Source organism: Microcoleus sp. B6-A1, assembly GCF_036705085.1.
Classification (GTDB): Bacteria; Cyanobacteriota; Cyanobacteriia; order Cyanobacteriales; family Microcoleaceae; genus Microcoleus.
This window is the reverse complement of record NZ_JAUBTU010000010.1, coordinates 80,564-105,995: the sequence shown is the minus strand read 5'-3', so window position 1 is coordinate 105,995 and position 25,432 is coordinate 80,564. Positions and strand designations below refer to the sequence as shown.

21 protein-coding genes are annotated in these 25,432 nt (G+C 45.5%); 7 read left to right on the top strand and 14 right to left on the bottom strand.

Going from position 1 to position 25,432, the window contains the following annotated elements; genetic code table 11:
* Window positions 1-29: 29 nt before the first annotated feature.
* From rppA to QUB11_RS05815, 3 genes are all read right to left on the bottom strand, one after another.
* Window positions 30-716, bottom strand: a complete 687-nt coding sequence (gene rppA, locus QUB11_RS05825; protein ID WP_333199721.1) for a two-component system response regulator RppA — start codon at window positions 714-716, stop codon at window positions 30-32.
* A 52-nt stretch (window positions 717-768) separates the two neighbouring features.
* Entirely contained in the window at window positions 769-1,419 is a 651-nt protein-coding gene (locus QUB11_RS05820; RefSeq protein ID WP_333389998.1) for a glutathione S-transferase family protein, read from the bottom strand.
* A 503-nt stretch (window positions 1,420-1,922) separates the two neighbouring features.
* Window positions 1,923-2,180 (bottom strand): hypothetical protein, encoded by a 258-nt coding sequence (locus QUB11_RS05815; protein WP_333199717.1) that lies wholly within the window; start codon window positions 2,178-2,180, stop codon window positions 1,923-1,925.
* Between the two features lie 198 nt (window positions 2,181-2,378).
* On the opposite strand from QUB11_RS05815, the gene hisG reads away from it, so the two are divergent.
* Window positions 2,379-3,023: an ATP phosphoribosyltransferase gene (gene hisG, locus QUB11_RS05810; RefSeq protein ID WP_015174599.1), complete on the top strand. Its 645-nt coding sequence runs from the start codon at window positions 2,379-2,381 to the stop codon at window positions 3,021-3,023.
* Window positions 3,024-3,247: 224 nt separating this feature from the next.
* Here hisG and QUB11_RS05805 read toward each other — a convergent pair whose 3' ends face one another.
* From QUB11_RS05805 to QUB11_RS05795, 3 genes are all read right to left on the bottom strand, one after another.
* Window positions 3,248-4,714, bottom strand: a complete 1,467-nt coding sequence (locus tag QUB11_RS05805) for a response regulator (protein ID WP_333199715.1) — start codon at window positions 4,712-4,714, stop codon at window positions 3,248-3,250.
* Window positions 4,715-4,940: 226 nt separating this feature from the next.
* Window positions 4,941-7,154, bottom strand: coding sequence for an ATP-binding protein (locus QUB11_RS05800; RefSeq protein ID WP_333389996.1), 2,214 nt, complete (start codon window positions 7,152-7,154; stop codon window positions 4,941-4,943).
* A gap of 1,118 nt (window positions 7,155-8,272) precedes the next feature.
* The gene (locus QUB11_RS05795; RefSeq protein WP_333389994.1) at window positions 8,273-8,986 is read right to left on the bottom strand and encodes a DUF1997 domain-containing protein; all 714 of its coding nucleotides are present in this window, start codon (window positions 8,984-8,986) and stop codon (window positions 8,273-8,275) included.
* A gap of 121 nt (window positions 8,987-9,107) precedes the next feature.
* Here QUB11_RS05795 and QUB11_RS05790 point away from each other — a divergent pair, with 121 nt between their 5' ends.
* Complete coding sequence (locus tag QUB11_RS05790) at window positions 9,108-9,767, top strand: NAD(P)H-binding protein (RefSeq protein WP_333053110.1); 660 nt, start codon at window positions 9,108-9,110, stop codon at window positions 9,765-9,767.
* 299 nt (window positions 9,768-10,066) lie between these two features.
* Complete coding sequence (locus QUB11_RS05785) at window positions 10,067-11,353, top strand: glycoside hydrolase family protein (protein WP_333199708.1); 1,287 nt, start codon at window positions 10,067-10,069, stop codon at window positions 11,351-11,353.
* Window positions 11,354-11,597: 244 nt separating this feature from the next.
* Here QUB11_RS05785 and QUB11_RS05780 read toward each other — a convergent pair whose 3' ends face one another.
* Complete coding sequence (locus tag QUB11_RS05780; RefSeq protein ID WP_333199706.1) at window positions 11,598-12,038, bottom strand: hypothetical protein; 441 nt, start codon at window positions 12,036-12,038, stop codon at window positions 11,598-11,600.
* Window positions 12,039-12,202: 164 nt separating this feature from the next.
* Here QUB11_RS05780 and QUB11_RS05775 point away from each other — a divergent pair, with 164 nt between their 5' ends.
* Window positions 12,203-13,411: a hypothetical protein gene (locus QUB11_RS05775; RefSeq protein WP_333199704.1), complete on the top strand. Its 1,209-nt coding sequence runs from the start codon at window positions 12,203-12,205 to the stop codon at window positions 13,409-13,411.
* 771 nt (window positions 13,412-14,182) lie between these two features.
* Here the strand turns inward: QUB11_RS05775 and QUB11_RS05770 are convergent.
* Together QUB11_RS05770 and QUB11_RS05765 are read right to left on the bottom strand one after the other, a co-directional pair.
* Complete coding sequence (locus QUB11_RS05770) at window positions 14,183-14,431, bottom strand: hypothetical protein (protein WP_333108562.1); 249 nt, start codon at window positions 14,429-14,431, stop codon at window positions 14,183-14,185.
* 160 nt (window positions 14,432-14,591) lie between these two features.
* Window positions 14,592-14,936, bottom strand: coding sequence for a Dethiobiotin synthetase (locus QUB11_RS05765; protein ID WP_333170930.1), 345 nt, complete (start codon window positions 14,934-14,936; stop codon window positions 14,592-14,594).
* Between the two features lie 207 nt (window positions 14,937-15,143).
* Here QUB11_RS05765 and QUB11_RS05760 point away from each other — a divergent pair, with 207 nt between their 5' ends.
* Window positions 15,144-16,652, top strand: a complete 1,509-nt coding sequence (locus QUB11_RS05760; protein WP_333199702.1) for an SGNH/GDSL hydrolase family protein — start codon at window positions 15,144-15,146, stop codon at window positions 16,650-16,652.
* Between the two features lie 414 nt (window positions 16,653-17,066).
* Here QUB11_RS05760 and QUB11_RS05755 read toward each other — a convergent pair whose 3' ends face one another.
* The 5 genes from QUB11_RS05755 to QUB11_RS05735 form a co-directional block, all read right to left on the bottom strand.
* Window positions 17,067-17,879, bottom strand: a complete 813-nt coding sequence (locus QUB11_RS05755) for an MlaE family lipid ABC transporter permease subunit (protein WP_333199700.1) — start codon at window positions 17,877-17,879, stop codon at window positions 17,067-17,069.
* A 217-nt stretch (window positions 17,880-18,096) separates the two neighbouring features.
* On the bottom strand, window positions 18,097-19,131 hold the full coding sequence (locus QUB11_RS05750; protein ID WP_333199697.1) for a patatin-like phospholipase family protein: 1,035 nt from the start codon (window positions 19,129-19,131) through the stop codon (window positions 18,097-18,099).
* A 93-nt stretch (window positions 19,132-19,224) separates the two neighbouring features.
* Complete coding sequence (mtnB, locus tag QUB11_RS05745) at window positions 19,225-19,845, bottom strand: methylthioribulose 1-phosphate dehydratase (protein WP_333199696.1); 621 nt, start codon at window positions 19,843-19,845, stop codon at window positions 19,225-19,227.
* A gap of 248 nt (window positions 19,846-20,093) precedes the next feature.
* Window positions 20,094-20,762: an HAD-IB family phosphatase gene (locus QUB11_RS05740; RefSeq protein ID WP_333153956.1), complete on the bottom strand. Its 669-nt coding sequence runs from the start codon at window positions 20,760-20,762 to the stop codon at window positions 20,094-20,096.
* Between the two features lie 124 nt (window positions 20,763-20,886).
* On the bottom strand, window positions 20,887-21,714 hold the full coding sequence (locus QUB11_RS05735) for a Crp/Fnr family transcriptional regulator (RefSeq protein WP_333199694.1): 828 nt from the start codon (window positions 21,712-21,714) through the stop codon (window positions 20,887-20,889).
* 355 nt (window positions 21,715-22,069) lie between these two features.
* Between QUB11_RS05735 and QUB11_RS05730 the strand changes: the two genes are divergently transcribed.
* Together QUB11_RS05730 and QUB11_RS05725 are read left to right on the top strand one after the other, a co-directional pair.
* A complete protein-coding gene (locus QUB11_RS05730; RefSeq protein WP_333199692.1) occupies window positions 22,070-23,179 on the top strand; it encodes a DALR anticodon-binding domain-containing protein in 1,110 nt (369 codons plus the stop codon).
* A gap of 658 nt (window positions 23,180-23,837) precedes the next feature.
* Window positions 23,838-25,367, top strand: a complete 1,530-nt coding sequence (locus QUB11_RS05725; protein ID WP_333199691.1) for an MFS transporter — start codon at window positions 23,838-23,840, stop codon at window positions 25,365-25,367.
* The last annotated feature ends 65 nt before the right edge of the window (window positions 25,368-25,432 follow it).

Sequence of the window (25,432 nt, the reverse complement as noted above, 5' to 3'; positions counted from 1 at the left end):
GAGGGATTTTTCTATAATTTCTATTATTTTTAATTGGCTTCTCCAAAGCGATAGCCTCTGCCATAGACTGTGTGAATTAGCACAGATTCGCCCGGAACTTCTATTTTGCGGCGCAGCAGGCGAATTTGAGCAGCTAATACATTGCTGCTGGGTTTTTCTGCTTCATTCCACAAATACTGGTGGATTTGTTCGTGTGTTAGCAATTGACCGGGATGGCGCATTAAGTATTCTAATAACTGACATTCTTTTTCTGATAAGTCAATTGTACGATCGCCCCGATAAGCTAATTGATTGTCGTAGTCTAGCTGTAAATCTGCAACTTGCAGCCGCCCGACAGCAACCTCGGCGTCAAAAGTAGGAGGCCGCCGCAGTAATGCGCGGACTCTCGCTAGCAGTTCTCGCAGTTCAAAAGGTTTGACTAAATAGTCGTCTGCACCGGCGTCAAGTCCTTGTACGCGATCGTCTACGGTATCTTTGGCGGTGAGAAATAGCACTGGCGTATTCCGTCCTTGCGATCGCAACTTCTGGCAAATTGCCAGTCCGGTTTGTCTCGGTAGCATCCAATCCAAAATTAGCAAATCGTAATTGCCCTGCATTGCTAAATTGCTGCCACTTGCTCCGTCAAATGCCACATCAACTGTATAACCTTCGCGGGTTAAGACTCGACTCAAAGGGTCAGTTAACTCAACTTCATCATCAACTAAAAGAATCCGCATCCTGATTTCAAATTTGAGATTTGAGATTTTAGGTTAAGTAAACTGATTTTTCCTAAATTTTAATGTGTGGAATATTTTCCGTTTCGCTGCAAGCTGCTGCTACCCATTCCTGGATGGCCGGCAAGGCCAAAATCGCATCCGCATACGCTTTTGTTACTGAATCTAATTTGACTCCGTAGGTGACAAAACGCATGACAACGGGGGCAAACATAGCGTCAACAATTGTGAATTTTCCGAATAGCATATTGCCACCTATTCCGAATTTTTGACGGCATTCGCGCCAAATGGCAAAGATGCGATCGATCTCTGCTTCTACACCGGCAGTCCTCCCTTCTCCCGGATAGCGGTTGCGGCAGTCCATCGGCATATTGTCGCGCAAATTTTGGAAACCCGCGTGCATTTCGGCGCAGATGGAACGGGCGATCGCCCGTTCCGCTACATCCGCCGGCCACAAATCATTTGCAAAGCGTTCTGCAACGTATTCGCAAATTGCTAAAGATTCCCACACTTTCAGATCGCCGTCGATTAAAACTGGCACTTTTCCCGAAGGAGAATAGCGCCGAATTTCCTCATGGGTTGTCGGCCAGTCTAAGGGGATTCTCACCTCGGCAAATTCCAGTCCAGCTTGTTTCATCGCCAGCCAAGCGCGCAGCGACCAAGAGGAATAATTTTTGTTGCCGATTACCAGAGTCAATTTGGTCATAATGTAGCTGTCAGCTATTTCCGATCGCCCGTGCAATTTTAAGTTTTAGAGTTGAATATACAAAAGCGTGACACACAATGGCGATCAGGCGATCGGCCCGTTTTCTGCACCAGCCTCTGCAAGCATTTTACCAAAAAATTGGGTCTAAAGCCCCGTCTTTCTAGGACGACTTTTTATTCTTGGTCGTGATAATATTGTAATGTGGCTAGGGTATTCAACCACATTAAAAACCCAGTCGCCGGAAGGCAACGCACCTTGAAAACTGAAGTTATGGGCTTGAGCGCAGAAAAGCTTGCGCGGGTAAAAACTTCGAGCAACAAGTACGCCTAGAAACCAGTATTTTGGGTTTTGAATTGTACCGTGGGGCACACGGGAACAAGACTCTGCAATGAGTCGAAAGCTTGAGGACAGAACCATCTTGCGGTAAGTACAGGAAGCTGTACTTATTAAGTGGACTGAATGATACAATAATCTCTGCCCTTCTAGGGCCCAGAGTTGTCAAATTAACAGCCTCCCAGCGTTCCGCGTTTTTCTGCAAACTGCGATCGGGGGGCGCGATCGAACACGCTGGATTTCACATGAGATGAGAAGCCTCCGTCCCTGGGAACCCTAGCCTGGTTAGCGCTAGGTAAAGCTACTGTATAGTCCATTTCCTCCCTCTCTACACCACCGCCTGAGAGGATTTCATCTACTGTAATCTTTTTCAGGGAATCCGGGTCTACACTGTGAAAATTTGCGTCAAATTCTTGATTGTTTTCCATACCGACCGCCCTTGAAAAACGTGACGAAATAAAAACTTACTAAATATAATATATACCCAAACAAAGGATCGAGCAATACCCGAAATTTATTTTTGCCTAGGAACTCTATGTGTTATTCTGAGTTGGGCAAAAGCTGTTTATGCTTGTGCCGCGATCGCCCCCTTGCCAAATTAAGCAATTTAGACTCTAAAAATTGACATGATTACTGTTGCACTTCCCAAAGGCGGACTGTTAGGAGATAGCATTCGACTGTTTAAATCTGTTGGATTAGACTTCAGTGCTTTTCTCGATTCATCTAACAGACAACTTCAAATATATGACCCTACCGGAACAGCAAAAGCTTTGCTAGTCAGGACGCACGACGTGCCGGTTTATGTGGAATACGGTCAAGCAGATTTGGGGATTGCTGGCTATGATGTTTTGCGGGAAAAAAAGCCGAAAGTTGCCAATTTAATTGATTTAAAATTTGGCAAATGTCGGCTGTCGGTGGCGGTGAAGGAATCTAGTTCTTATCGACGAACTGTGGATTTGCCTCCTCACGGTAGAGTTGCTTCTAAGTTCGTACACTGTGCTAGGGAATATTTTCACAATTTGAATTTGCCGGTGGAAATTGTGCCGCTTTACGGTTCTGTTGAGTTAGGGCCGATTACGGGTATGTCGGAGGCAATTGTGGATTTGGTTTCGACTGGCAAAACTTTGCGAGAAAATGGTTTGGTGGAAATTGATGTTTTGTTTGAAAGTTCGGCTTATTTAATCGGTCATCCTCTGAGTTACCGTTTGAATGCGGGGGGGGTGAATGAGTTGATCGGGAAGTTGAGAGAGCAAGTTTTGACCGCTGTTTGATGGTATAAAATTAGAGTAGACTTATGGCATAAATCTTTCAGTGATAGGGAAAGCACAGACGCAACGCAGATACAATTCACGATAGTTAGCGACTTTTTCCAGAGTTCTAAACTCTTGTAGGAAGTAGGGGTTGGGCTTCTAGCCCGCCCTAAAAGTTAAATCTTTATGAGCTGGTATTTGCCGTAAGAAATAGGACTGAAATCCTCAGTACGAACTGGTTCTATTTAGTTGATTTCTGAGCGCTTACTTACAGGTATAAAACCTAGTTTTTCCTGGCAGCGATTGATATAAAAACTGACGACTGTATCAGCAGGGTTTTGTTCGATTAGTTGCTGAAAATATCCCAAGGCTGCGACAAATCTTTCGGATTGCCATCCTTGAATTCCTTTGTCAAATAAACCCTGGGTAAGCTGCTTTGCCTCCGAGTCGGGACATGAGGCTGCCCAGATTTCGTAGATTTCAATAGCTTCCTGCTTGCCGCGCGGGGTTACTCGATCGATCCAGCGATAGTAATAATTGTGGTGCCCCAAATGGCTGTCAGCAGCAGTCGCCCCAGAAGTACAAATAATACTCTCCTGTGTTTCCACTTCTAAGTCGCACTTTAATAATAGACTTTCTTTTGAGTGGGAGTTGGAACTTATGCCATTGAGAAATTCTCTCGCATGAACAATGGCATTTTCGCTAACAATAATTTGGCAACCGTATATTTTAGTTAAATTTTCTAACCGAGAAGCTGTATTTACCACATCACCAATGACTGTAGAGTCCATGCGGCGATCGGAACCTAAAGTGCCGATCATGCCGATACCTGTGTTAATTCCCGTACCAATATTGACGGGAGATTCTAAATTGTATTTGTGGCGACTGGCATTAAATTCTTGCAAAGTTTCTTGCATTGCTACTGCGGCTTCGATCGCATTCATGGCGTGAGAATTTGGCTTGTCAAATACTGCCATGATTGCATCGCCTAGGTATTTGTCAATAAACCCGCCGTGAGACGTTATGCACTCGTTCATTTTAGTAAAAAAAGCGTTCAACCATTCAAAAGTCTCGCGAGCTTGTTGAGATTCGGCGATCGTAGTAAACCCGCGAATGTCGCAAAATAAAATAGTCAACTCTTCTTCTGTGACATTGCCCAACTGAATAGATTCTATTCCTTGTGGCGCAATTCGTCCGAGAAGTTGCTCTGGCACAAATAGCTGAAATTTTTCTGAAAGATATTCGTTGGCTTCCCAAGCGGCAGCGATTTGGCGTTTGCTTTGCTCTTTTACCTGCTGGTTGAATTGGGAAGATACAGCTTGCGATCGCATTTGACTCAACTGCAAAATATTTTCAACTTTTGCCAGCAACAAACGACTGTTAAAAGGCTTTGTCAAATAATCATCTGCCATCATTTCTAACCCTTTGATTCGAGACATATCGTCATCGAGGGCAGTTAAAAAAATTACCGGTACAGTCTGCAATGCCGTATCCTTCCGCAGGATCTCGCACACCTCAAAACCGTTCATCTCCGGCATCATAATATCTAGTAAAATTAAATCCGGTCGAGAGGCGCGGGCAAGCGAGAGCGCTTCATGGCCAGATAGCACTGATACTGTAGCGTATCCTTTGAGGTGCAATAACTCTTCCAGTAAAGTCAGATTAGCTGGCTCGTCATCAACCAACATGATGCAGGGCGACTTGTTTGACATGGAATATGATATAATATATCGAATTTAGCTCGGAAGTGGCGCGTGGGGAAGCTCGAAAACGGGTTAATTGATATATTTCTCCTTACTAAACTCGATATTTTTCCTAGGAACAGGCTTTCGGAGGCAAGTGCGGGCAAGTCATATAGATATTTATCTACTATTGAGTTTAACCTTTGTTGTTATCAATTTTCATAAATGGCAGTGCTGGAACTGCAAATAATTATTGTTAGCCGAGAAAATTACGGACTGTAGCGATCGTCAAATTCAAATCCAGTGGCTTGCTCAAATAAGCAGAAGCGCCAGCTTCCAAACATCGTTCACTGTCACCGGGCATCGCCATCGCCGTCACCGCAATCATCGGTACCGAATCCCAGACAGGATCTGCTTTAACTCGGCGCATCAACTCAAAGCCGTCAACATCCGGCAACTGAATGTCCATCAAAATCAAATCCGGCAGCAACTCCGGGGCAGCAGAGGCGGCGAGAATACGATCGACCATAGCCGAACCATCCGCGAGTATCTCTACCCCGTACCCCTCCAATTCCATCACCTCAGAAATTAACATTTGGTTAAAAGGCTGGTCTTCGACAACCAAAATCCGCTTCCTGGCAATTGGTAAAGCAATCGCAGAACCAGGGACTAACTTAGAATCTAAGGCACAAGAAGCAAAGTTCTCCAACTCTTGACGCATCTCTGTCAAAGGCAGCCAAACGCGGAAAATACTTCCCCGATCGCAAACAGATTGAAAAGAAACAGTTCCCCCGTGCAATTCTGCCAGACGCTTAGTCAAAGCCAAACCCAAACCTGTACCTTCGTGCCGCCTAGTCAGGGAAGAATCCACCTGTTGAAAAGGTCGAAATAGCAAGTGCCAGCGGTCTTGAGGAATGCCGATGCCGGAGTCTTTCACCTCAAAACAAAAATAAGGAGTGCTGGCATTTACAGGAGAACAATCCGGTCGGTAGTCGCCGTCTATTTCACTGCCGTAGGCCAGACGCCCGCTGAGTTTAACTTGTCCCTGTTCGGGGGTAAATTTGATGGCATTGGAAAGTAAATTAATCACAATTTGTCGCACTCGCCTTTCGTCGAGGAAAACTTTAGTAATACGGTAGTCGAGTTCTAAAGACAAACCGATTCGCTTTTTGTCGGCCCGTGGCTGCATCATTTTCATACAGTCTGTCGCGAGTTCTTGAACGCGAACAGGCTGTAAGTTTAGTTCTACTTTCCCGGCTTCAATTTTAGAAAGATCGAGAATATCGTTGATTAGCTGCAACAAGTGCTGCCCACTTTTTTCGATCAGTTCTACATAGTTCATTTGTCGATCGCTCAACTGTCCGGCCGTTTGCCGCAGCAGCAAGTCAGAAAAGCCGAGAATGCTGTTGAGAGGCGTCCGCAATTCATGGGACATTGAGGCTAAAAACTCGGATTTCAACTGAGAAGAATACTCTAATTCTTCGTTAACTTGGCGCAGGTTCTCTTGTGTCTGAGCCCGCTCGATCGCCGCCCCCAAAGTCCGGCAAGCAGCCTCCAGGACTTCTTGGTTGAGGGCGGTTTGCAGTTTTTTGACGTTGCGGGACTCCAGCGTCAGTACGCCAATAATTGTACCGTCGGTGGCTGCGATCGGAAAAATGCCCAGTTGTCCAATTCCCGGATGCCGAAATTTCGGCACGGCATTGGGATGTTGGGCATAATCCTCTACGAACAAAGGTTTACCAGTTTTCACCACTTCCCACAGCAAACCGATGCCGTAGGGAATGCCTTGGTCGAGCAATTCTTGCATTCCTGCGACTACTGGTTCCCCGTAAGTAGCCAAAAATTGACTAGAAACTTGGTTGGAAATCGCCGCCGCTTGCCGATCGTTTCCTTTGCCGTTAATCACCTTAACATCTCCGAAAGCTGCATTCATTGCCTCTACTAAATAGGTGAGGGCAAACTGACCTATTTCTTGCAAACTGTCAGATTTTTGCAGGCGTTCGGTTAAACCTAAAAGAAAGCTCAGCCGCCTTACTTCTGCGTTCAAGCTAGCTTGGGAGTTTCGGTATACCGTAACGTCTCTAAAGGTAAACAGCCGTCCGCCGCTGTTGGTAATCGTGGCGCACACCTCCAAACAAACCCCATTGGATTGCTCGAAATAAAATGATAAACTTTCATCCTGAGATTTTTCGAGTGCTTGCTGAAACTCTTGCCACTGCTGAAGGGACAAGTAACCCCGATCGACAATTTCCGCAAACAGCAAGTGGCACTTCGGTTTTGTTTCCAGCCATTCTGGGGACAGTTGCCAGATTCCGGCCAATTTTTTGTTAAACAAAACTAAGCAGTCAGACGAGTCGAACAGAGCGATCGCATTGTCTACTTGATTGAGAATCAGTTCTTGGTCTGCCCTCAACTGGTGCAAGTCTCTCTCCATTTTCTCTGTGTGTGTAGCTCTTAGTTTCGTTGTCATAACTTTCTAGGGATATGGCAAGAGTTATTTTATAACCCCTTACTTAAGGTGACATAACTTTACGTTTTTTGGCAGTGAGGGCGATCGATCTGCCTTGTGATCTGAGACACTTGCTGATTTCGGAGGGCGATCGGAACCCGCTTTGAACTGCGTCGGCTACACTGCTTAATCATCAGGCAATAAGGAGGGAAAGCATTATAACAGAAGGAGAATATTTTAATAATAATGCTGTCGAACTTGATGGCATCTGACTTGAAACTATTGTCTCCAACCCTGTGCTAAATTGACCCATAATAAAAACTAATTCCGCTGATAAGAAATCAGCATATAGCAATCCTCGCATCATTTGTGAATTTCTTACGGACTCCCAGCGGGTTCGGAGAGGGTTGGGGGGGGGTAAAAAATTTACGACTCCTGCAAGGATTCCTATATGTCAAATGCAATCATGACCTTACCCTTAAATTTTATTAGCAATAACTTGGTTATTTGGATTAACTGCTCAAGCAAGTGTGGGATTCAAAAACATAGGTATAAGGCGCGCACGGATCACCCGGAGACAGTGATATCAGTTTCAAAAAAGCAACTGTAGGCTCGTGTTCCCAACCCATACACAATCAGTTATTCCCAATAATTTAATCTCAAATTGTGCGACGGAGCGCTCACGCCGAAGTCTAAAATCTACAATGGTATGAGTTATTACGATCGCACTTATGAGTCATGTGTGCAGTGCACACCCTACAAATGTGAGTTAAGCTAATCCGCATTTAAATTGCAGAGTAAAATAAATCTTTACTCTTATGGGGAGTAGGGGTTGGGCAGGAACTCCCACACTTAATATCGTTTCCGGTTGTATCGGAATGATTTAACCGCAGAGGGCGCAGAGAACGCAGAGGGAGAGAATACAGAGATGAATAATTCCGATGCTACCGGATTTGATATAACATACAATTTAAACTCACATCTTGCACCATTGTCAATTAGCCTTTTCAGCAACAGGCTTTCCGGCCTGTTCCACAAGAAGAAAATTTATCTTTTGTGGAACAGGCCGGACAGCCTGTTAAGAGAGAATGGTGCAACATCTCAGTTTAAATGCAGTGCAGCTTAGAGCGTAAGTCTCGTTAATGTTTCTTAGGATTTTTCGGAAAAGGAATGCCCAAACTTTCGTGAAAAACAACCTGAGTTTTATAAGTCAAGCGCCGGTTAACTTGTTTGATGATTTTTTCCAAAAGCGCATCGCCGGTTTTTTCTATTAAAGGTTGAGACATCGATCGAATAAACTTGGGAAAGCAAACTCCCACAGCCAAATCCAGCTTCCAGGTAGTAATGGTAATCACAGGTGGCAGCTTAGCACGTTCCGAGCTCGGCCAATCGGCGGCAAACTCCTGAGACGGTATCTCCACTAGCTTCATTGCCGATCGAAAATCCACCTCATACCCAGGCGAGGTATAATTCGGAACCGGAATAGTCTTAATCAAATAGCAGCCTTCAGCGTCAGGGGGCAGCAACTCTAAACCAATTCTGGCTTCAACGCGGTAGCCGAAAGCCCCAAAACGCCCGATTAATAAATCATAGCCGTTTTCGCCGATCGGCTGGGCCTTCATCGGCGAAGCGCAGTGGCAAAACCAACTCTTGTGGTTGTTCAAATGGTTCCCCACCGTTTCCGCATCCGCGTACATCTCCATGCTGTCTTCAAAATGCGTGTGAAACCAAATCGGCTCAACTTCTTCTCCTGCATCCGCGCTTCCACTTTCGGGGTGTCGGAAACTCGCATCTGGGTAGTTATTTTCGTCAGAAGCTTCAACAGTTTGATATTCAGCGGAATCCTGCTTCATCGTATGCTCTCCTGTTATACACGCCAATCGATCTGGTTGGGGATGTGTTAAGGGAGTTTCCTCCCTACAATTGAGAAATTGATAGTAACAAAACTTACCCTAGTTCAGCATAACTCGACATATGAAAGCATTTGTAGCAGGAGCCACAGGTCAGACAGGTCGCCGCATCGTCGCAGAATTGGTCAAGCGAGGTATTCCCGTGCGCGCCTTAGTCCGAAATCTAGACACAGCTAGACAAATTTTACCACCGGAGGCTGAGTTAGTGACCGGGGATGTATTAAATGCGACTTCTCTGGGCGATGCCATCGGCGATAGTACGGTATTGCTGTGCGCGACAGGGGCGGCCCCTGGTTTTGACCCCACAGCGCCTTACAAGGTGGATTTTGAAGGTACTAAAAATTTGGTGGATGCAGCTAAGGCTAAGGGCATTGAGCATTTTGTGCTTGTGACTTCTCTGTGCGTCTCTCAGTTTTTTCACCCGCTGAATTTGTTCTGGCTGATTTTGGTTTGGAAGAAACAAGCCGAGGAGTATTTGCAAAAAAGCGGCTTGACTTATACGATCGTCCGTCCGGGCGGTCTCAAAAATGAGGATAATTCAGATGCGATCGTCATGACTGGTGCCGACAAAATGTTTGAAAGCAGCATTCCCCGCACTAAGGTAGCCCAAGTGTGCGTGGAGGCGCTGTTTCAGCCGACTTCTCGCAACAAGGTTGTGGAAATTGTGGCGAAGTCGGAGGCTCCGCAAAAGAGTTTTGAGGAGTTGTTTGCCAGTGTGATTTGATTGAATTAGGACGCACGGGTGCCCAGAAACCGGGTTTTTTCACGAAAATACCCGTTGCAGCCAGCAGCCAAGGTAAAAAACCCGGTTTCTTTAGTCCCAGGTAGCGAACAAAGAAACCGGGTTTTTTTACCGAGATTGAGGGTTTTAGGCAAGTTTTTGGTTAAAAAACCCGGTTTCTGGGCATCAGCGCGCAAGTCCCACCAGTACAAACCGCAGGGGAATTGCCAGTTTTCCGATCGCCAAATCTGGCAAAATCTTAATAGTTTTACGATTCGCCCTTAAAATTTCGTTTTCCCAGCATGAAAACTCTCAAGTGGCCAGCTTGGTTCCCCTATCCGATTTCGTGGTTAAGGGCATTTGCTCTCGCTCAGAGTTTTAGTTTTGTCCTTCGCAGGGGCATTCCTTTTGTCAGCGACGATATCGGCTTTCTGACTCTACTGCTGGCGGCTTGGCTGATTCAGTTGCCTGTGTTTTTTGTTTGTCACTTTTTAGCAGTCAAAATCTTAAATCCCTTACTAATTATGCTGCCGGGGCGCTTTCGCGTGGCGCGCAAGTTCAAGCGCCGGCATACGGGTATTCGATCGCACTTGCGAGAAGGCTTGAATGCTGTTGTAGTGATTTTTTTTGCATTTAATCTGTCGCTGTTGGTGCAACTTGCGATTTTTTATTGGCCAGCGCGATCGATCGATCCGGCCCAGTTACTAACAGGAATATCTACTCTGACAAATGTTGCCGTAGCCGGTGAATTAGATTTCTGGCTGATAAAATTGGCGGGGGTTTTATCGAGTCTAACGCTGGTAGCCGCGCCGCTATATCAATACGATTTTCGGGTGCGCCGGATGCGGGTGGCTCGCAAATGGGTCGAAATTTCGGAAATGGAAATGACTTTGCTGGAAGCTGAGAAATTTGGCCGTCGCAAAAGAGGTTTGCTGAGGCGAGCAGAGATTCAAATCCTCGGATTTATACTTTTAATCGGCGCTGTGATTGGCGGCGGTGTTTTTTTGGTTGACAGTTTGCGGGGAAATCAGCAGTTATCGCAGTCGGTAAGCGGGCGGGGAAAATTCCCACCGCTGGCTATGAAAACGGGCGATCCTTACATTCGGGCGCTGATGCGTACTATTTCTGCTAGCGAGTCGAATGTTTCTCGACCTTATCACGTTGTTTACGGTGGCAAATACATATTAGATTTGAGCCGCCATCCTGACTGGTGCGTGAAGATTGTTAATGGCCCGAATCGGGGCAAGTGTACTACGGCAGCGGGCAGGTATCAATTTCTGACTACGACTTGGAAGGAGAAGGCTAAGCGCTATCAGGCGCGTCGTGCTAATTTTTTATTCTGGGAAGATTACAGTTTTGAACCAGAAGATCAGGATGCTGTGGTTTATGCTTGGTTGAGCGATCGCAAGTTTTGGAAAGCGGATATTTCTGAGATGTTGCGGCAGGAAAGATTAACTGAGGTATTGCGGATGCTTTCGGGAACTTGGACGAGTTTGGGATATGGAATTGAGAACAATTCTATGAGTTCTCGTTTGCCGAAAGTCTACCGGGAAATGCTGCGGGAAGAATTGGAAAATGCTGGTTCTTAGGAAGTTAAATGTTGACTGTTGACTGTTGACTGTTGACTGTTAACTGTTAACGAATGTTATTGGTTATTAATAAGCCAAAGCGATTAAGAAATAACCACTAACAAATAACGAATAATTTCATGTCTGGTCGAGCGACCGCGATTTTTGTAGGGGCGGGTTCACCCACAATACCTGCCAATAATTGACAATCTCAAAAACCCGCCCCGACCGGGATATTATGGTTGATCGATCGGACATGATATGATTACTTCAATTTTGGTAAAAATGCTGTCAAACATTTGTACAATTCTAATCCCGGCCCAGCTTGCAGTGGATAAAGCTTGTCGAAATTAATCGGGTTTCCCGGTGCTAATTTCCACTCGGTTTGCTGTGCTGTTTTCGGCGAAATTTCGATCGCTACCGTGATGTTAATAATGTTGTTGTGCTGGGGGATGCCCCGGAAGCAGTAACTTTTGCCCGTGCGTTTGTCGGAATCGCTGCCGATGATGTATCTGTCTTGTTTGCGAAATTGAATTTCTCGAAAAGGTCGATCGAGCACAAAGGAGTCTCGGTAGCGGTAGTCTCCGTCGCGCAAGCTTTGGACAGTCGGTCTAATTTGAGCTATAACTGTTGGTGCTACAAGGGGATGTGGTACAAAAAACATAGCTAAAGAAGATAACTTGTAGCGGCGGGTTATACCAACCATCAGTGCCTAAGACCAATCATCTCATAAATCTGCCCCCGTGCAACCATAAATCGCCATTTACCTCTTTCAAAATACAAGGTACGGATTTCACCAGAGATATTTTAGGTAGCTAATAGTATAGATCAACCCGCCCCCTGGTGATCGCATAAAATATTGTCAAAAACATGAAAAAATCTCAATCTCAGTCTTTCATTCTGTGGCGACAAGTCGGGGGCGTGGCGGCTTTGCAAGGGGCAATTACTCTGAGTTGGATGCTTTACCGACTGTATTTGCCTCAGCTTTTAGCGGGATTTGGTTTTCCGGGACTCGACAGGGGAATCACCATTCTAGAGGATACTTTGGCAATTGCGATCGAACCTTTTTTTGGCTGGCTTTCTGACAAGCAGCGTCACTGGATGGGCACTCGTTTTCCGCTAATTGTTGTCGGCACTATTCTGTCGTCGGTGCTATTTATTGCGATTCCGGCTATTTTTATTTTCGGCAATCCAGTCTCGCCCCTGCGCTGGCTTTTGCTTGTGGTAATAGTAGCTTGGTCGATCGCAATGGCGATGTTTCGATCGCCCGCAGTGTCGCTGTTGGGCCAATATGCAACCCAAACGCAGTTGCCCCAAGCCATGAGTTTATTGGTTCTTGTGGGGGGATTGGTTGGGGCGGCCAGGCCTGTTGCGGGGGATTTTCTTCTGAGTTTGGGCCCAGCTTTTGCCTTCGCTATTGGTTCGTTTGTATTGTTGGGTGCGGTGGCTTTTTTGCGATCGGTTAATCCTGATGCTGCGCTGTCGGAATTGCCACCGGATACTGCAATTTCCGAGAAAGTTTCTATCACAGCGCTGGGGTTAATTGCGGTGACGGGAATGGCTGTTGCTTGGGGAAGTCGGGCGATGGGAGAACGGATTTTGCCCCATGTTTTCCAAACTCAAATCGCGAGTGTTGATAGTAAGTTGTTAATGGCGGGATTTACTTTGGCTTTGGCTTTTGCTTCTTTGCTGGCTGGGGTGATTGCGGTGCGTATGGGCGGCCAGCGTACCCTGTTGGGTGGATTGGTAGCAACGGCTATTTTGCTGTTAGCAATGGTTTTTAGTCAGGGATGGGTGATGGTAGTGGCGACTGTTTTGGCTGTGATTTTTACTAATAGTTTGATTACTACTGGTACGGTTCCTTTTGCTTTGTCTCTGGTTCCTCCGCTGCGGGGAGGATTTGGCGTAGGTTTGTATTTTGGTGGTTTTTCCCTGGGGATGAGTTTATACTCTGTGGTGTTTGTGGCACCAAAGGCGATTCCTGCTGTGACAACGGCGATGGTGGGGGCGATCGCCTTTTTGGTTGCTGCTGTCTGTGTCGTCGTGGGCGATCGGCTTAAACAAACGCGCGCCGTGTAACAAATTAATAAAAGCCGTTAAGCAGTTTAAGTTGATCCCTGCCTATCGTGAATAATTATTGCATGGTTTCATCTCTGTTACCTATCTGAGTAATAATAGAAACATACAGCAAGCCGTGAGAAATTTTACGGGCGCATATTTAGGGATTAATTGACAATACTGCGAGGATACTGATATGTTTTGCCTGACGCGAGAAACAAAAAATTTAGGGCGGGTTGAAACCGGAAATTCCCAACGGCGAGGCTCTTTCACCTCTGCGTCTAAAAGTACCCGTATTCGGCTATCTCGAGTTTACAAAGATGAGGCTCTGGTGTCGGCTGCGCTAGCGGGGCTGCCAGCTCTTTTGGCATCCCTCGAAAGCTTTCGCGAGCAGTAGAACTTGGTATTTTCTATTGCGATATAGCAATCCTTGCAGGAGTCGTAAATTTTTTACCCCACCCCAGCCCTCCCCTTATCAAGGGGAGGGAGTAAGAAATTCACAACCCTCCCCTTATCAAGGGGAGGGAGTAAGAAATTCACAAATGATGCGAGGATTGTTATATATGGCGCGTGGATGTTTGTGATAGCGGCTGCCAACCGAGCAAGGGCTGTTTTGATTGCACCTAAAATTATCCTCGATTTGAGTAGAGTTTTGCTGTGCTGAACTATTGCAAGACTCAGAAACCTGGTTGTTTATACAAAAACATTTTTACAGCCCTTTGTTATGGTATGAAAAATGGTATAAAAACCAGGTTTCTTGGTATCTGTCCGTAAGTCTTGTGTTTACAAAATTTATTTGTCAGTGTCATCGGGTGCGATCGATGCCTCTACCTCTTGGGAGGAACGGCTTAACATAGAGTCGTGCAGGTGTTCGCTGTGCTGCCTTTCTTGAGCCATTAATTCTCTGGCTTTTTCTTCAGCAATTCCCTCCCCATGTGTTTCTAGCTCGTGGGAGGAACGATTGAGCATAGATTCGTGCAAGTGTTCGCTATGCTGCCTTTCTCGTGCAATTAGTTGTCTAGCTTTTTCTTCAGCGTTCATGAGTAGTATCTCCAATTGTTTGTTTGAAGTGATTCTTATATTAAGATGCCACAATTGGAGGGTAAATGTAGCAAGATTAACATAAATTTTTACAAATAATTGTATAAAAAAAATTGAGTTGGCTGGCGGTGGGTATCGGGTTCGGTGCTTGCTGAGCTAATTATTGCCAGACGCCGGAAAAGATATTCTTGACTGCGATCGCAATTCGATTTAAGTCTTCCTTCAGCAGCGGCGGCCAAGAAACTCCTCTGCGAAGTCCTGCTTCAAATTGCTGCAAACCTTCTACTGACAGTAAATGCAGTGCCGAGATTAATTGTCGATCGAGCATTGGAGATTCTTGCAGACTCTCAAACAATATTTTTAAAGCTAATAAAATCGATGTCACCTGTCCGGGTACGGGCGGTTGACCTTGTTTGAGACGCATCAGGAAGGCGTCGGGATTTTTCTTGGTTTCCAGGGCGGTTCCTTGGTCGATCAGAAAACTGCGGGCTGTTTTGTAATCCATTTGACGTGCGATCGATCTCCTGCAATTAATTAGCTGGCATTATATCACTTTTTGGCTTGCTCAATTTGGTAATATATTTCCAGACAGCCTACACTACAGCTACTGGTGAGGTGCGCCCATAAGCACGCTACAGCTAATGATTAGAGGCGTAACATTTATCCCACAGTCGCCTTGAGCGAAGTTAAACGGACAGGAAAAAATAGAACAATGGCAAAACACCCAGGAAATAGCAGAAAATCCAAGATTTATCGCTACTTGTGGCTGCTTTTTTTGTGTCTGAGCTTTCTGTTAGTTCCGCTCATCAAAAAAATAGCTGCCGATACGCCATTCCCCCCACCCGCTCCTATTGCAAATAATGCTACTTTTGGAGCGAGGATTCAAAGGACGATGGGGCTACTTGCTGCTAGCACTCCCACAGACCGCCGCCAAGTGCGTATCCTATTTTACGGTCAATCCATCACAGAACAAGATTGGTGGCAAGAGGTAGTAAAGGATTTGAAACAGCGATTTCCCAATGCAGATTTGATTGTGGAAAATCGGGCACTCGCAGGATTTTCAGCCCCGATTTTAATCCGTCCCAGCGAACACGATTTGTATCCTTTTTATCCAGACTTGCTAATTTTTCACGTCTACGGAGGCGGTGAAGATTACGAAGCCATAATTGCCAATGTCCGCAGCCGCACTGCTAGCGAAATACTCTTGCATTCAGACCACATCGACTGGATGCCGACAGGCAACAGCGACGATCCAAATTCAGTCAGCAGATACGAATGGCACAACACTCATTCTACTAAATGGCTGCCGGAGTTTGCCGATAAATACGGCTGCGAAATCGCCGAAATTCGTGAACCGTGGCGCAGGTATTTGAAAGACAATCGCTTGCAGCCCCAACAGCTATTGAGCGACAGCATTCACCTCAACGATTGGGGAAATTTTCTCCTAGCAGCTCTCATAAAACCGCATCTGCGATACAAGCCAAATTCTCCTCAACCGCAGCAGGATTTAGTGAAAACCTATACAGTTGGCAGGGATGTTAAGTGGCAAGATGGCAAGTTGGTTTTAGAATTTGAAGGAAATAGAATAGATGCGATCGCCGATAAAACCTTCAACGGCAAGGCAATTTCTGCTAAAATTGCGATCGACGGGAAAAAACCCTCAGAATTTCCTGAACTTTACAGCATCACCAGACCTAGCCTTAGCCTTGGCGTCGGTTGGCCAGCAATCATCCAAATATCCAGTCAAAAACCGCTAATCGTCGAAGATTGGAAAGCCATAATTACTGAGATTAACAGCGACGCCAGCAAGTTTAAATTTGACGTTGTAGGTTCTAAAACAGGTTACGACGGCAGCGGTACAAACGACGAAATGTTTGTCTCAAACTCTGGCCGCGTCGTGATTGAACCGAGAAACTGGTGGCTAAAAAATTCTTATGAATACTCTAAAAAACCTACGCCTAAAGGGTTTGAGATTTCCTGGCAGGTGCGACCAATGTTTGTTGATTCATACGTTCCGCCACAAATTGCAGATTCAAGCCGCGAGTATTCTACAACATTGGCTCAGAATTTGAGCAACTCCAAACACACCCTCGAAATCGTCCCCGAAACAGATGGGAAATTTCCTATTGAGGCAATTCGAGTGTATCGCCCTCCTTTCTCCAATCTACCATCTAAAGTTGAGAGTTTTAAACCGCAGATCTCAGCGGATGAACACGGATGAACGCTGATAAAATTGCATCAGCGTTTATTTGCGTTCATCTGCGGTTTAAAAAATCTTCATGTTGATTTTATAGCAATCGCCTTGGCGGCGTAGGGCGTTGATGATTGTTCAAACCCTTAATATTTAAGCATCTGGACGAATAATATCAATTCCGGTTATATCGGAATGATTAAACCACAGAGGGCACAGAGGAAACAGAGAAAGAGAAGAGAGAGATTATAATTCCGATGTCAACGGATTTAATATAACTCCTGACCCCGAATTTCAAAGGTGGTACCCGCCACGTGATTTATCCGTGGAATCAATCCAAAATCGAAAATCAAAAATCCTCAAGCCCCCGCATTTATCTCGCGCAAGTCAATCGAAAATCGAAAATCAAAAATCGATTGACTCCTGCTATAATCGCCAAGATTATCAACTTCTGATAATCCCCAACTCGTAAAACATCAACAGCGATAAAAACAAATCCGCCACAAAAATAAACACCCACGAAGTCACCACCGCAGCCGTTGCAGCTTGACCTACTCCTTTCCCTCCGCCCACCGTCGTCAATCCCCAACCGCAACCGACAAGGGCAATTATTAACCCAAAAATAAAACTCTTAATCGCCACAGTTACTAAATCCCAAGGCCCCAAAGAAGTCCGCACTGATTCCAAAAATACCGACGGTTCCAAATTATAAAAATTAACCGCTACAAATAGCCCGCCCAAAATCCCCACCGCTACCGCAAAAATTGTTAAAATCGGCAGCATGATGCAGCAAGCTATCACCCTCGGCACTACTAAATAATCAACCGGATTTGTTCTCAACATATACAGGGCGTCTATTTGTTCCGTCACCTGCATTTCTCCTATCTCTGCCGCAAAAGCCGAACCGACTTGTCCCGCCACCACGCCCGCCGTTAAAAGTGGTGCTAATTCCCCACAAAATGCCACAGCAAAAGCACCTCCCACCGCCCCTACCGCCCCAAAGTGAACCAATTCTCTGGCTGATTGAAAGGTAAAAATCATGCCGCCAAAAAAGGCTATTAGCAGCACCGAGCGCAAAGAATCCAGACCTACTGTTACTAAATGTTCCATGATTTTGCGGCGGTCAATTTTGCCTTGGATTATGCGTAGCAGCACTTGGCCACCCAGGAACAGCGTCACGAAAAACCGCTGAAACCACCTGTTATTGAAGGTTTCATCTAAAGGTCGATCGTACTTTTCTTGGTATTTCTTAACCAATGACTGACGGCTCGCGATTAATTGCAAACAGGGCGAAGCACTGCTAAATAGAGATTTTCGGCAATCCTACGGCAATTATTGCACGATTTGTCAACATATATTTTCAGTCGGCTTGCCCTGCGGTTGGTGGGTTAGGCGCGGTTTAAGATTTATTTATTGGTGACTTAACTTAATCGTCGCGCCCAACCCACCCTACAATATGACGAAAACTCTAGGACTACTCCGCAAGTAACAAGTCGATAAACTTATCCAACTGTTCATTATTCTTTTCGGCTTGCTTCTTGCCAATTCTCAGCAGGTCTGATATTTTCTCTTCCGAGGCATCATCAATCTGCAGCGGTTGTTCGTGGCTCAAATCGGGAGTAATTCTCAAATATTGATTCGGTCTTTCAACCGCATCATAAATTTGAATTAGTTGATAATTTACAGTTTCCGCAACTCCCGTCATCATGATATTAATCAAAGGCTCAACCCACTCAACTTGACCCCAATTTTTTACTCTTTCGTAGGGGTATTTTTTCTGAGCTTCTCCGGTTCCCAAGGATAAAATTACCATATCTTTTGCTGTCGGGCCTTTGTCGGGGCGGTCGTCAGGAATTCTGAATTTATTTCTAACTTCTGCATAGGCACAAAGTGCGGGATTGTTTGCGAATACTCCCCCGTCAATTAAAGCGTAGCATTCATTGCTAAAAGAGTAGATTTTAGCAACCTCAAAATAAGAGGGAGCTGCCGATGTTGCTCTGGCGATATCTCTAATGAAATAGTCTTCTGCTGGACATTTTTGAGCATCTATTTGATCGAAGAAGTGAGCTTTTCTCCTTTCGATGTCGTAACTGCAAATTAAACAAGGTTTTAGCAGTTCGCTGAGTTTGTAATCGCTAAAATTTTCCCCAAATAATTTTTCTAAGGGTTCCCTGGGATATTTCTCATCTCTCAAACCATCTAGAGATCTGACTTTTTGCCATAATGAAGTCTTAAAAACGTCGCGGCCGCTCTTAATCGAAAAATTAAGAGCATCTTCGGCAGACCACCGAGGTCTGGTGGGATTTTCGCCGTCAGGACACAAATAGATGCAAGTTAAAATTCCTCCCGCACTCGTGCCCGCGATTAAATCAAAATAGTCAGCTATTCTCGCCTCTGGGTTGCCACTTTTTTGTTGCAGCTTTGACTCAACGCTAACTAAAACTTGCGCGGGAATAATTCCTCTAATTCCGCCTCCATCTATCGATAAAATCCTGGTATATTTAGCCATAACTGTTGTCTATTTTGGACGTTTGCTCGTTTCCTAATTTGAAATCCCTAAGCCTCGGAATGCATGCACCGCTCAATCTCTACTCTCAAATCTTCAATCTAAATTTAATTGGCGGGCTGCGATCGTATAGCGAAAAATGTATTCTACAATTTCTACGTAATTGTAGGCAGCGGCTGGCGAGTCTGCCCAGACTGTGATACCGTGATCGCGAATTAATAAAGCGGGTACAGAGGGCGCACAAATGGCAAAGAAGTCGCAAATTTCCTTGGCTATCTTAGGCACTTCTAAATAATTTGTAAAGAGGGGTATCGACACTTGCGGGTTTTCCTCCCACACCCCCAAACCTTTCACCATTTCGATCGCGGGTAAAGGCACTGCATCTCCTGCGGTTAGCCGAGAAACTAAATTTGCTTCAATGGAGTGCACGTGATAGCAAGCTTTAGCGTCTGGAAAACAATTGTAAACGGCTAAATGAATGCTGGTTTCGGCTGAAGGGCGGCTGTCGGCAACAGGTTGCTCAACAATAGCGCCGTCTGAGTTCATTCTGATAAAATCTTGTTCAGTTAACTGCCCTTTCGCGCGGCCACTAGCAGTAATCCAAAAACTGCCATCTGGTAAGCGGGCTGAAAGATTGCCAGCAGTCCCAACCATCCAACCGCGATCGTAAAAATGTTTGGCTGCTGCAATTAAATCCGATCTCAAATCGCCACTCATTGTTTACAAATCCTCAATTTTTAATCTACTTTTTACGTTAATAGGAATTGCGCTGGCCTATCTAAACGTAGGGTGTGCATTGTGCACCTTATATCAAATCCAGTAGCATCGGACTTATATGCACGGGGGCGGGTTTATTATATTGTCTATTATAGGCCATTGTTGCTGGCTCACGGGCCCCTACAAAATTTAACATCATACAATACCGATGCAAACGGAATTTATATTACCTGAGAAAGGCGATAGTTTCAATTCCATTTTTGGGACAAATTTTCCAACACATCAAAAAAATTATCCCATTTAGTATAAGGCTTTTGCTGTTCGTCTAGATACTGGGCAAGCCGATCGCGCGCAAACACCGAGGAAGCCTGCAAAGCCATATTAAAATCCGTCAGGGAATCTCCGATTGCCACCTGTTCCTGGGCCGGGTGCTGGCCCATCACCCGCACCTTAGACACCAATTCCTCATCTCCTTCAAACTCAGAATTGACTTGCAAGCGAGGGCCACTAGCATCCACATCCACAGCATAAATAACGCTCGCCCGGTGTACCAAATCGCCCATTACCGTCTCTACCATAATCCGAAGACCGCCGGAAACGATCGCAAAATCTACCTTTTTTTCGTCCAAAAAATCCAGCAACTCCAACAATCCCGGCCGCATCAGCCTTCCCCTAGAAAATTCCACAATTTCCCCGTAACGTTCCGAGGGAATAGACTCTAATAACTGCCGCACTCCCGATCGCAAACTCAGCCTTCTAGCGTAGATTTCAGGCATCAGTTGAGACGACAATTCGGGTGCGAAATGCTTGAGCATTGCCACAAAAGTTTCTTCAACAGTTATCGTGCCGTCAAAGTCGCAGAATACCACCCGTTGCTGATTGTTCGGGATTGAAGATTTTTGCTTGTCATCGGTCATTGTCAGTCGCACCTTTCGAGAACGGGAAAATTTTACACAATTAATCGTACACTGTCGAGCGATCGAGCGCGACTGCCCAAAACTAATAGTGACGTGCTGTTTGTTGGCAATTTACCGCAGGATTTTATGCAGATTCTTCGAGAGAATCTTCATCATCCAAGGAATCATCCAAGGAATCTTCCAGGGAATCTTCCAGGGAATCTTCCAGGGAATCTTCTACGTCCTGCTTGTGGTTTTTTGTCTTTTGGGGGTTAGACTTAGCCGGCAAACAGATTAAATTATCATCCTCAGTATTAATCAAACCTTTCGATCGCAACTTACCCATCAGTCGTGTCACCGTCACCCGCGTTGAGCCAATTGCGCTGCCAATTTGAGCGTGAGTCAAGGCCCAAGGCAGCCGGTAGCCCCGAACTACATCCGGTTCGTCGTCACTTACGTAAGGTTCGCCGAACTCCTCGATCAACAAAGTGAGAAATCCCAACAGTCGATCAATCGTCCGGCGCTGTCCCAAAGTGCTTAGCCAGAGAAGTTTCCGCTGGTGCTGGTAGCGAAACGCATCCAAAATTTCCCTGCGAAAGTGAGGCCAATTATCCAAGTCGTGCCAGTACATCCACACTACGTGAGTTTGATCGGCATGGGCGTAAGCTTGGAGAGTAAACGGAGACTGAGCAACAAGTTCAAAGGGCTGACCGGCCCCGACGAAGCCCAAAAAAGCTTCTTCTGTAGTTTTGTCAACGGATTTTGACTTCGCTGCTGCCGCGCTAACTTGAGCGCTGCCTACGAGCCGCACAGAACCTTTCTGGACTAAATACAGCAGTCCGGGTCTTGCGGGAATCCGCTCATCTTTGCTAAAAGTCCGGCAGCGGTAGTGTTCCTGGGCCCAGTCGATAATTCGCTGCCAAGTGATAAAAGGTCGATCGATAGTCTCTAGATGTGTGGAAGTTGATTGCATAAGTGAGGCTCTGGGATATATTTGATAGTGAGAAAAACAGCTTTTGCCAGCAGTGCGATACCAAGTGAGACAACCAACCCCCGATCAAGCTTGCACGCTTCTTAACTGTGCTGACTTTTCTTAGTTTTACCGAAAGATTTAATGTAGCAAAAAATACATCAAAATGGTAGAGTTCAGCAAAAAATTTGTCGTAAATTATTGTATAGTTAGCAAACAAATGGCTAGAAAGCCGATTAATTCGAGGTAGCCCTGATCCGGGGAGCTGATCGACTATCTCTGACATCAGCAGTTTAACGTACAAGAACAGTGCAAGTGGTAACAGTCGCTCGTTGCTCTTACGGTAGGATGAGCCGATATGGATACAGCAAATATGGAGCAGTGCCCGGAAGTTACAGTGAAGTGTTTCTTGCTTTCAAGGTTCCAAAGGGCGATCGGCCAGCAAGAGGCACTAGGGAAAATTCCATTAAATCTCATAGGTGGCACCATTCTCAAGAACGGGCAAGATGCCCATTCCACAAGAGATGAATTTTCTTGTGGATCAGGCAAGATGCCTGTTCCTCAACAAGTAATTGAGAATGGTGCAATATTCCCGTTAAATCTTAAATCTTGCACCATTCTCAAGAACGGGCAAGATGCCCATTCCACAAGAGATGAATTTTCTTGTGGAACAGGCAAGATGCCTGTCCCTAAACAAGTAATTGAGAATGGTGCAATATTTCCGTTAAATCGGAGTAAAGATAGCGCGCGGGTGCTGTACATGTCTGCGATCGCCCTGAAATTGGCTAAAACTTGGCAGCAGACACCGCAGACAATCGCTGCACAGTTGGCCGAAACACTCGAACCGCTGTGCTACCCGGATTTCGCCGTTAAAGTGGCGCCGGCGGGAATTATCGAGCTGGAGTTGACTGATGCAGGTTTAGCCGTCTGGTTGCAGCGTTTAGCTCAAACGAACCTCCCAGTTCCAGAATCTAGAATATTATCTCCTGTTGTGTGTGCCGATCGACTGTTTCCCATTCAGTACAGCCACGCGCGCTGCTGTTCCCTGCTGCGAATGGCCCACCGCGATCGGATAATTGCGATCACGCAGCCCGATGTCGCTACAGCGCCGGAAATTTGGTCGCTGGCGAGTCCAAATCCTATCCCTTGGATTGACGAGGGCGATCGACTGCGGTTAGTGCATCCTGCAGAACGCCGTTTAATATCCCAACTCTTAACAGTGCTAGACAATTTATATCCTACTTTTGATGTAAAGAACCGCGAACAACCTGTCAATTATTTCAAATTAGCCAATAGTTTGAGCGAATCATTTCAGATTTTTTACAGCCAGTGCCGAATTTGGGGAGAAGTTAAAATAGAACAGCCAAAGCTCGCCCAAGCTCGATTAGGTTTAATATTAGCAACTCAATCTTTGCTGCGATTTATCCTAGAAGACTTATTGAACGCTCTTGCTCCTTTAGAACTTTGATTAGGTTCTCATTTTTAGCAACATTTATTCATACTAAGAGGTGGGTTTCCGAAAGTTACCTTGACCGAAAGCGTCCAAAATAAAACCCCCCGGATTCATCCGTGGAAAAATAAAAAACCTGTATCCGATGAAACTTGCCCCCCGAATTTATCCGTGTGGTCAATTCTTTAATCTAAAATCTAAAATCTAAAATCGATTGACTTCTTCCATCTGAAAAGCTCTCTGTTTTATTGGGTTCACCCTGAAGAACCCAGTAACCTACTGTCGCATAGGAAATTTATAAAAACTTAGCTATTTATTGATTAATTATTATTATTAATCAATGCAATTAATAATAATTAATCGGTAATTTTGGCATTCTTATTTTTTCTAATTTATTTAAGTAATCTTTCTTTTTACTTGTGAGAGCGATAACTTTTAGCTCAATACGGTTCAGTTAAGCTCGATCCCCCCTACTAGCCATCCTTAAAAAGAGGGATATCAGAACTTACTCAAAGTCCTCCTTCTTAAGGGGGATTTAGGGGGATCTCCGAGGAATAAATAGTTGTAAACCAAGCGTATAGACTTTTAGCTTGCATCTATGGCTGTGCTCCTTAAAATACTTAATCTTATGTTATACAATTAAGCTGCGTAGCAGCTTATCTATTGGCTATCCAGTATGCTCGAAAAACAAGAAGAAGATTACAGCTTAGTAGGAACGAATCCTCTCGATCTTCAGGAAATCCAAGAGGATATAGCCTTACCAGAGACGGTACTTCTGACAAATGGGCATCTAAAACTTTCCAAACCGGAAACTCGATCGAGCCTCAGAGCACTAACTTTGGACGGTGTTTTCGCTACGCTTTTTTACAGCATCATCGGCGGCGCGTTGCTCAGTAATTTCTTGCTCGATTTGGGGGCTGGTCCAGTCGAAATTGGTATGCTCTCCTCCATTCCTCAACTGGTAAATTTGCTCCAACCGTTCGGAGCTTATATAGCAGACCGAACACAGAGCCGCCACTGGTATTCCTTCTGGATTTTCGGAATATCGCGACTGCTGTGGCTGATTCTCGTGCCAGCCCTTTGGTTGGGAGGCTCATTTCATCTGGCCGGACATCAGCTAGTGCAGTTGACATTGGCAATCATCTGGATAACTCAAGTCTTAGAATCTTTAGGTCGTGCTTCCTTCTTGAGCTGGATGGCGGCGTTAGTACCTCAGCGGTTGCGCGGGCGGTATTTTGGCTTTCGCAATAGTGCTGTCAGCTTGACGACTCTCATTGGTGTGCCGTTGCTGGCTCTAGTGGTATCGAACTGGCCCGGTGGAAAGCTCCAAGGTTACAGTGCCATCTTGGTTTTAGGAATTGTGCTTGGCCTCATCAGTCTAGGTTGTCAGTTCTTTATGACCGATGTGAACCCAAAGCTTGTACACACGCATTCAGATACAGGCGAAAAATCATCCACAGGGACAATTTTTAGCTTTCTCAAGGAAGCCAATTTTTTAAAGTTTTTGCTTTACTCTGGTCTATGGAGCTTTGCCGTTAACGTCAGCGCGCCCTTCTTTAATCTTTACTTGCTGGATGACCTAAAGATAGATGTCAGCGTGGTAACGCTCTATAGCAGCTTAGGTGCTGGTGCTAACTTGCTGATGCTGGTTTTTTGGGGGAAGCTGGCTGACCGGGTTGGGAATCGCCCGATTATGCTAGTAGTGGGAGTTTTGGTGGCTCTGACCCCTCTACTCTGGCTAGAAGGGGGAACGGCTCCAATTTTCCTATGGGTGTGGTTCCCGCTGTTGCACATCATCGGTGGTGCAACGTGGGCGGCGATCGACCTGTGCAGTGGTAATCTGATGATGTCGGTGGCACCACTGTTGAATCAGTCGATATACTTTGCGATCGCGGCCGCGGTTCCTGGTGTCACTGGGGCAATGGGAATCACCGTGGGTGGCTTTCTCGCCACTTTGACCAATCTCGGTGGCTTGCCAGGGGTGTTTGCCCTCTCAGCCGTCTTACGACTGGTGGCTCTCCTGACCTTGGTTTTTGTTCACGAGCAGCGTTCTGTGTCTTTGGGTAAGTTTTGGCTGCTCTTGTTGCCAGCTTGGTGGAGAAGAGTGGCAATTGAACCGGGAGACATCAGGTTTCAACCATTAATAGTTGAACAGTTGGACTGTCCACATGAAAGCTCATGCGATCGCTCTTCAACTCTTGATTGATTGTACGGCACAAGAGTCCGAAAATAATTCATAAAAGAGTTTATTAACCATTTTTAAAGTGTTAA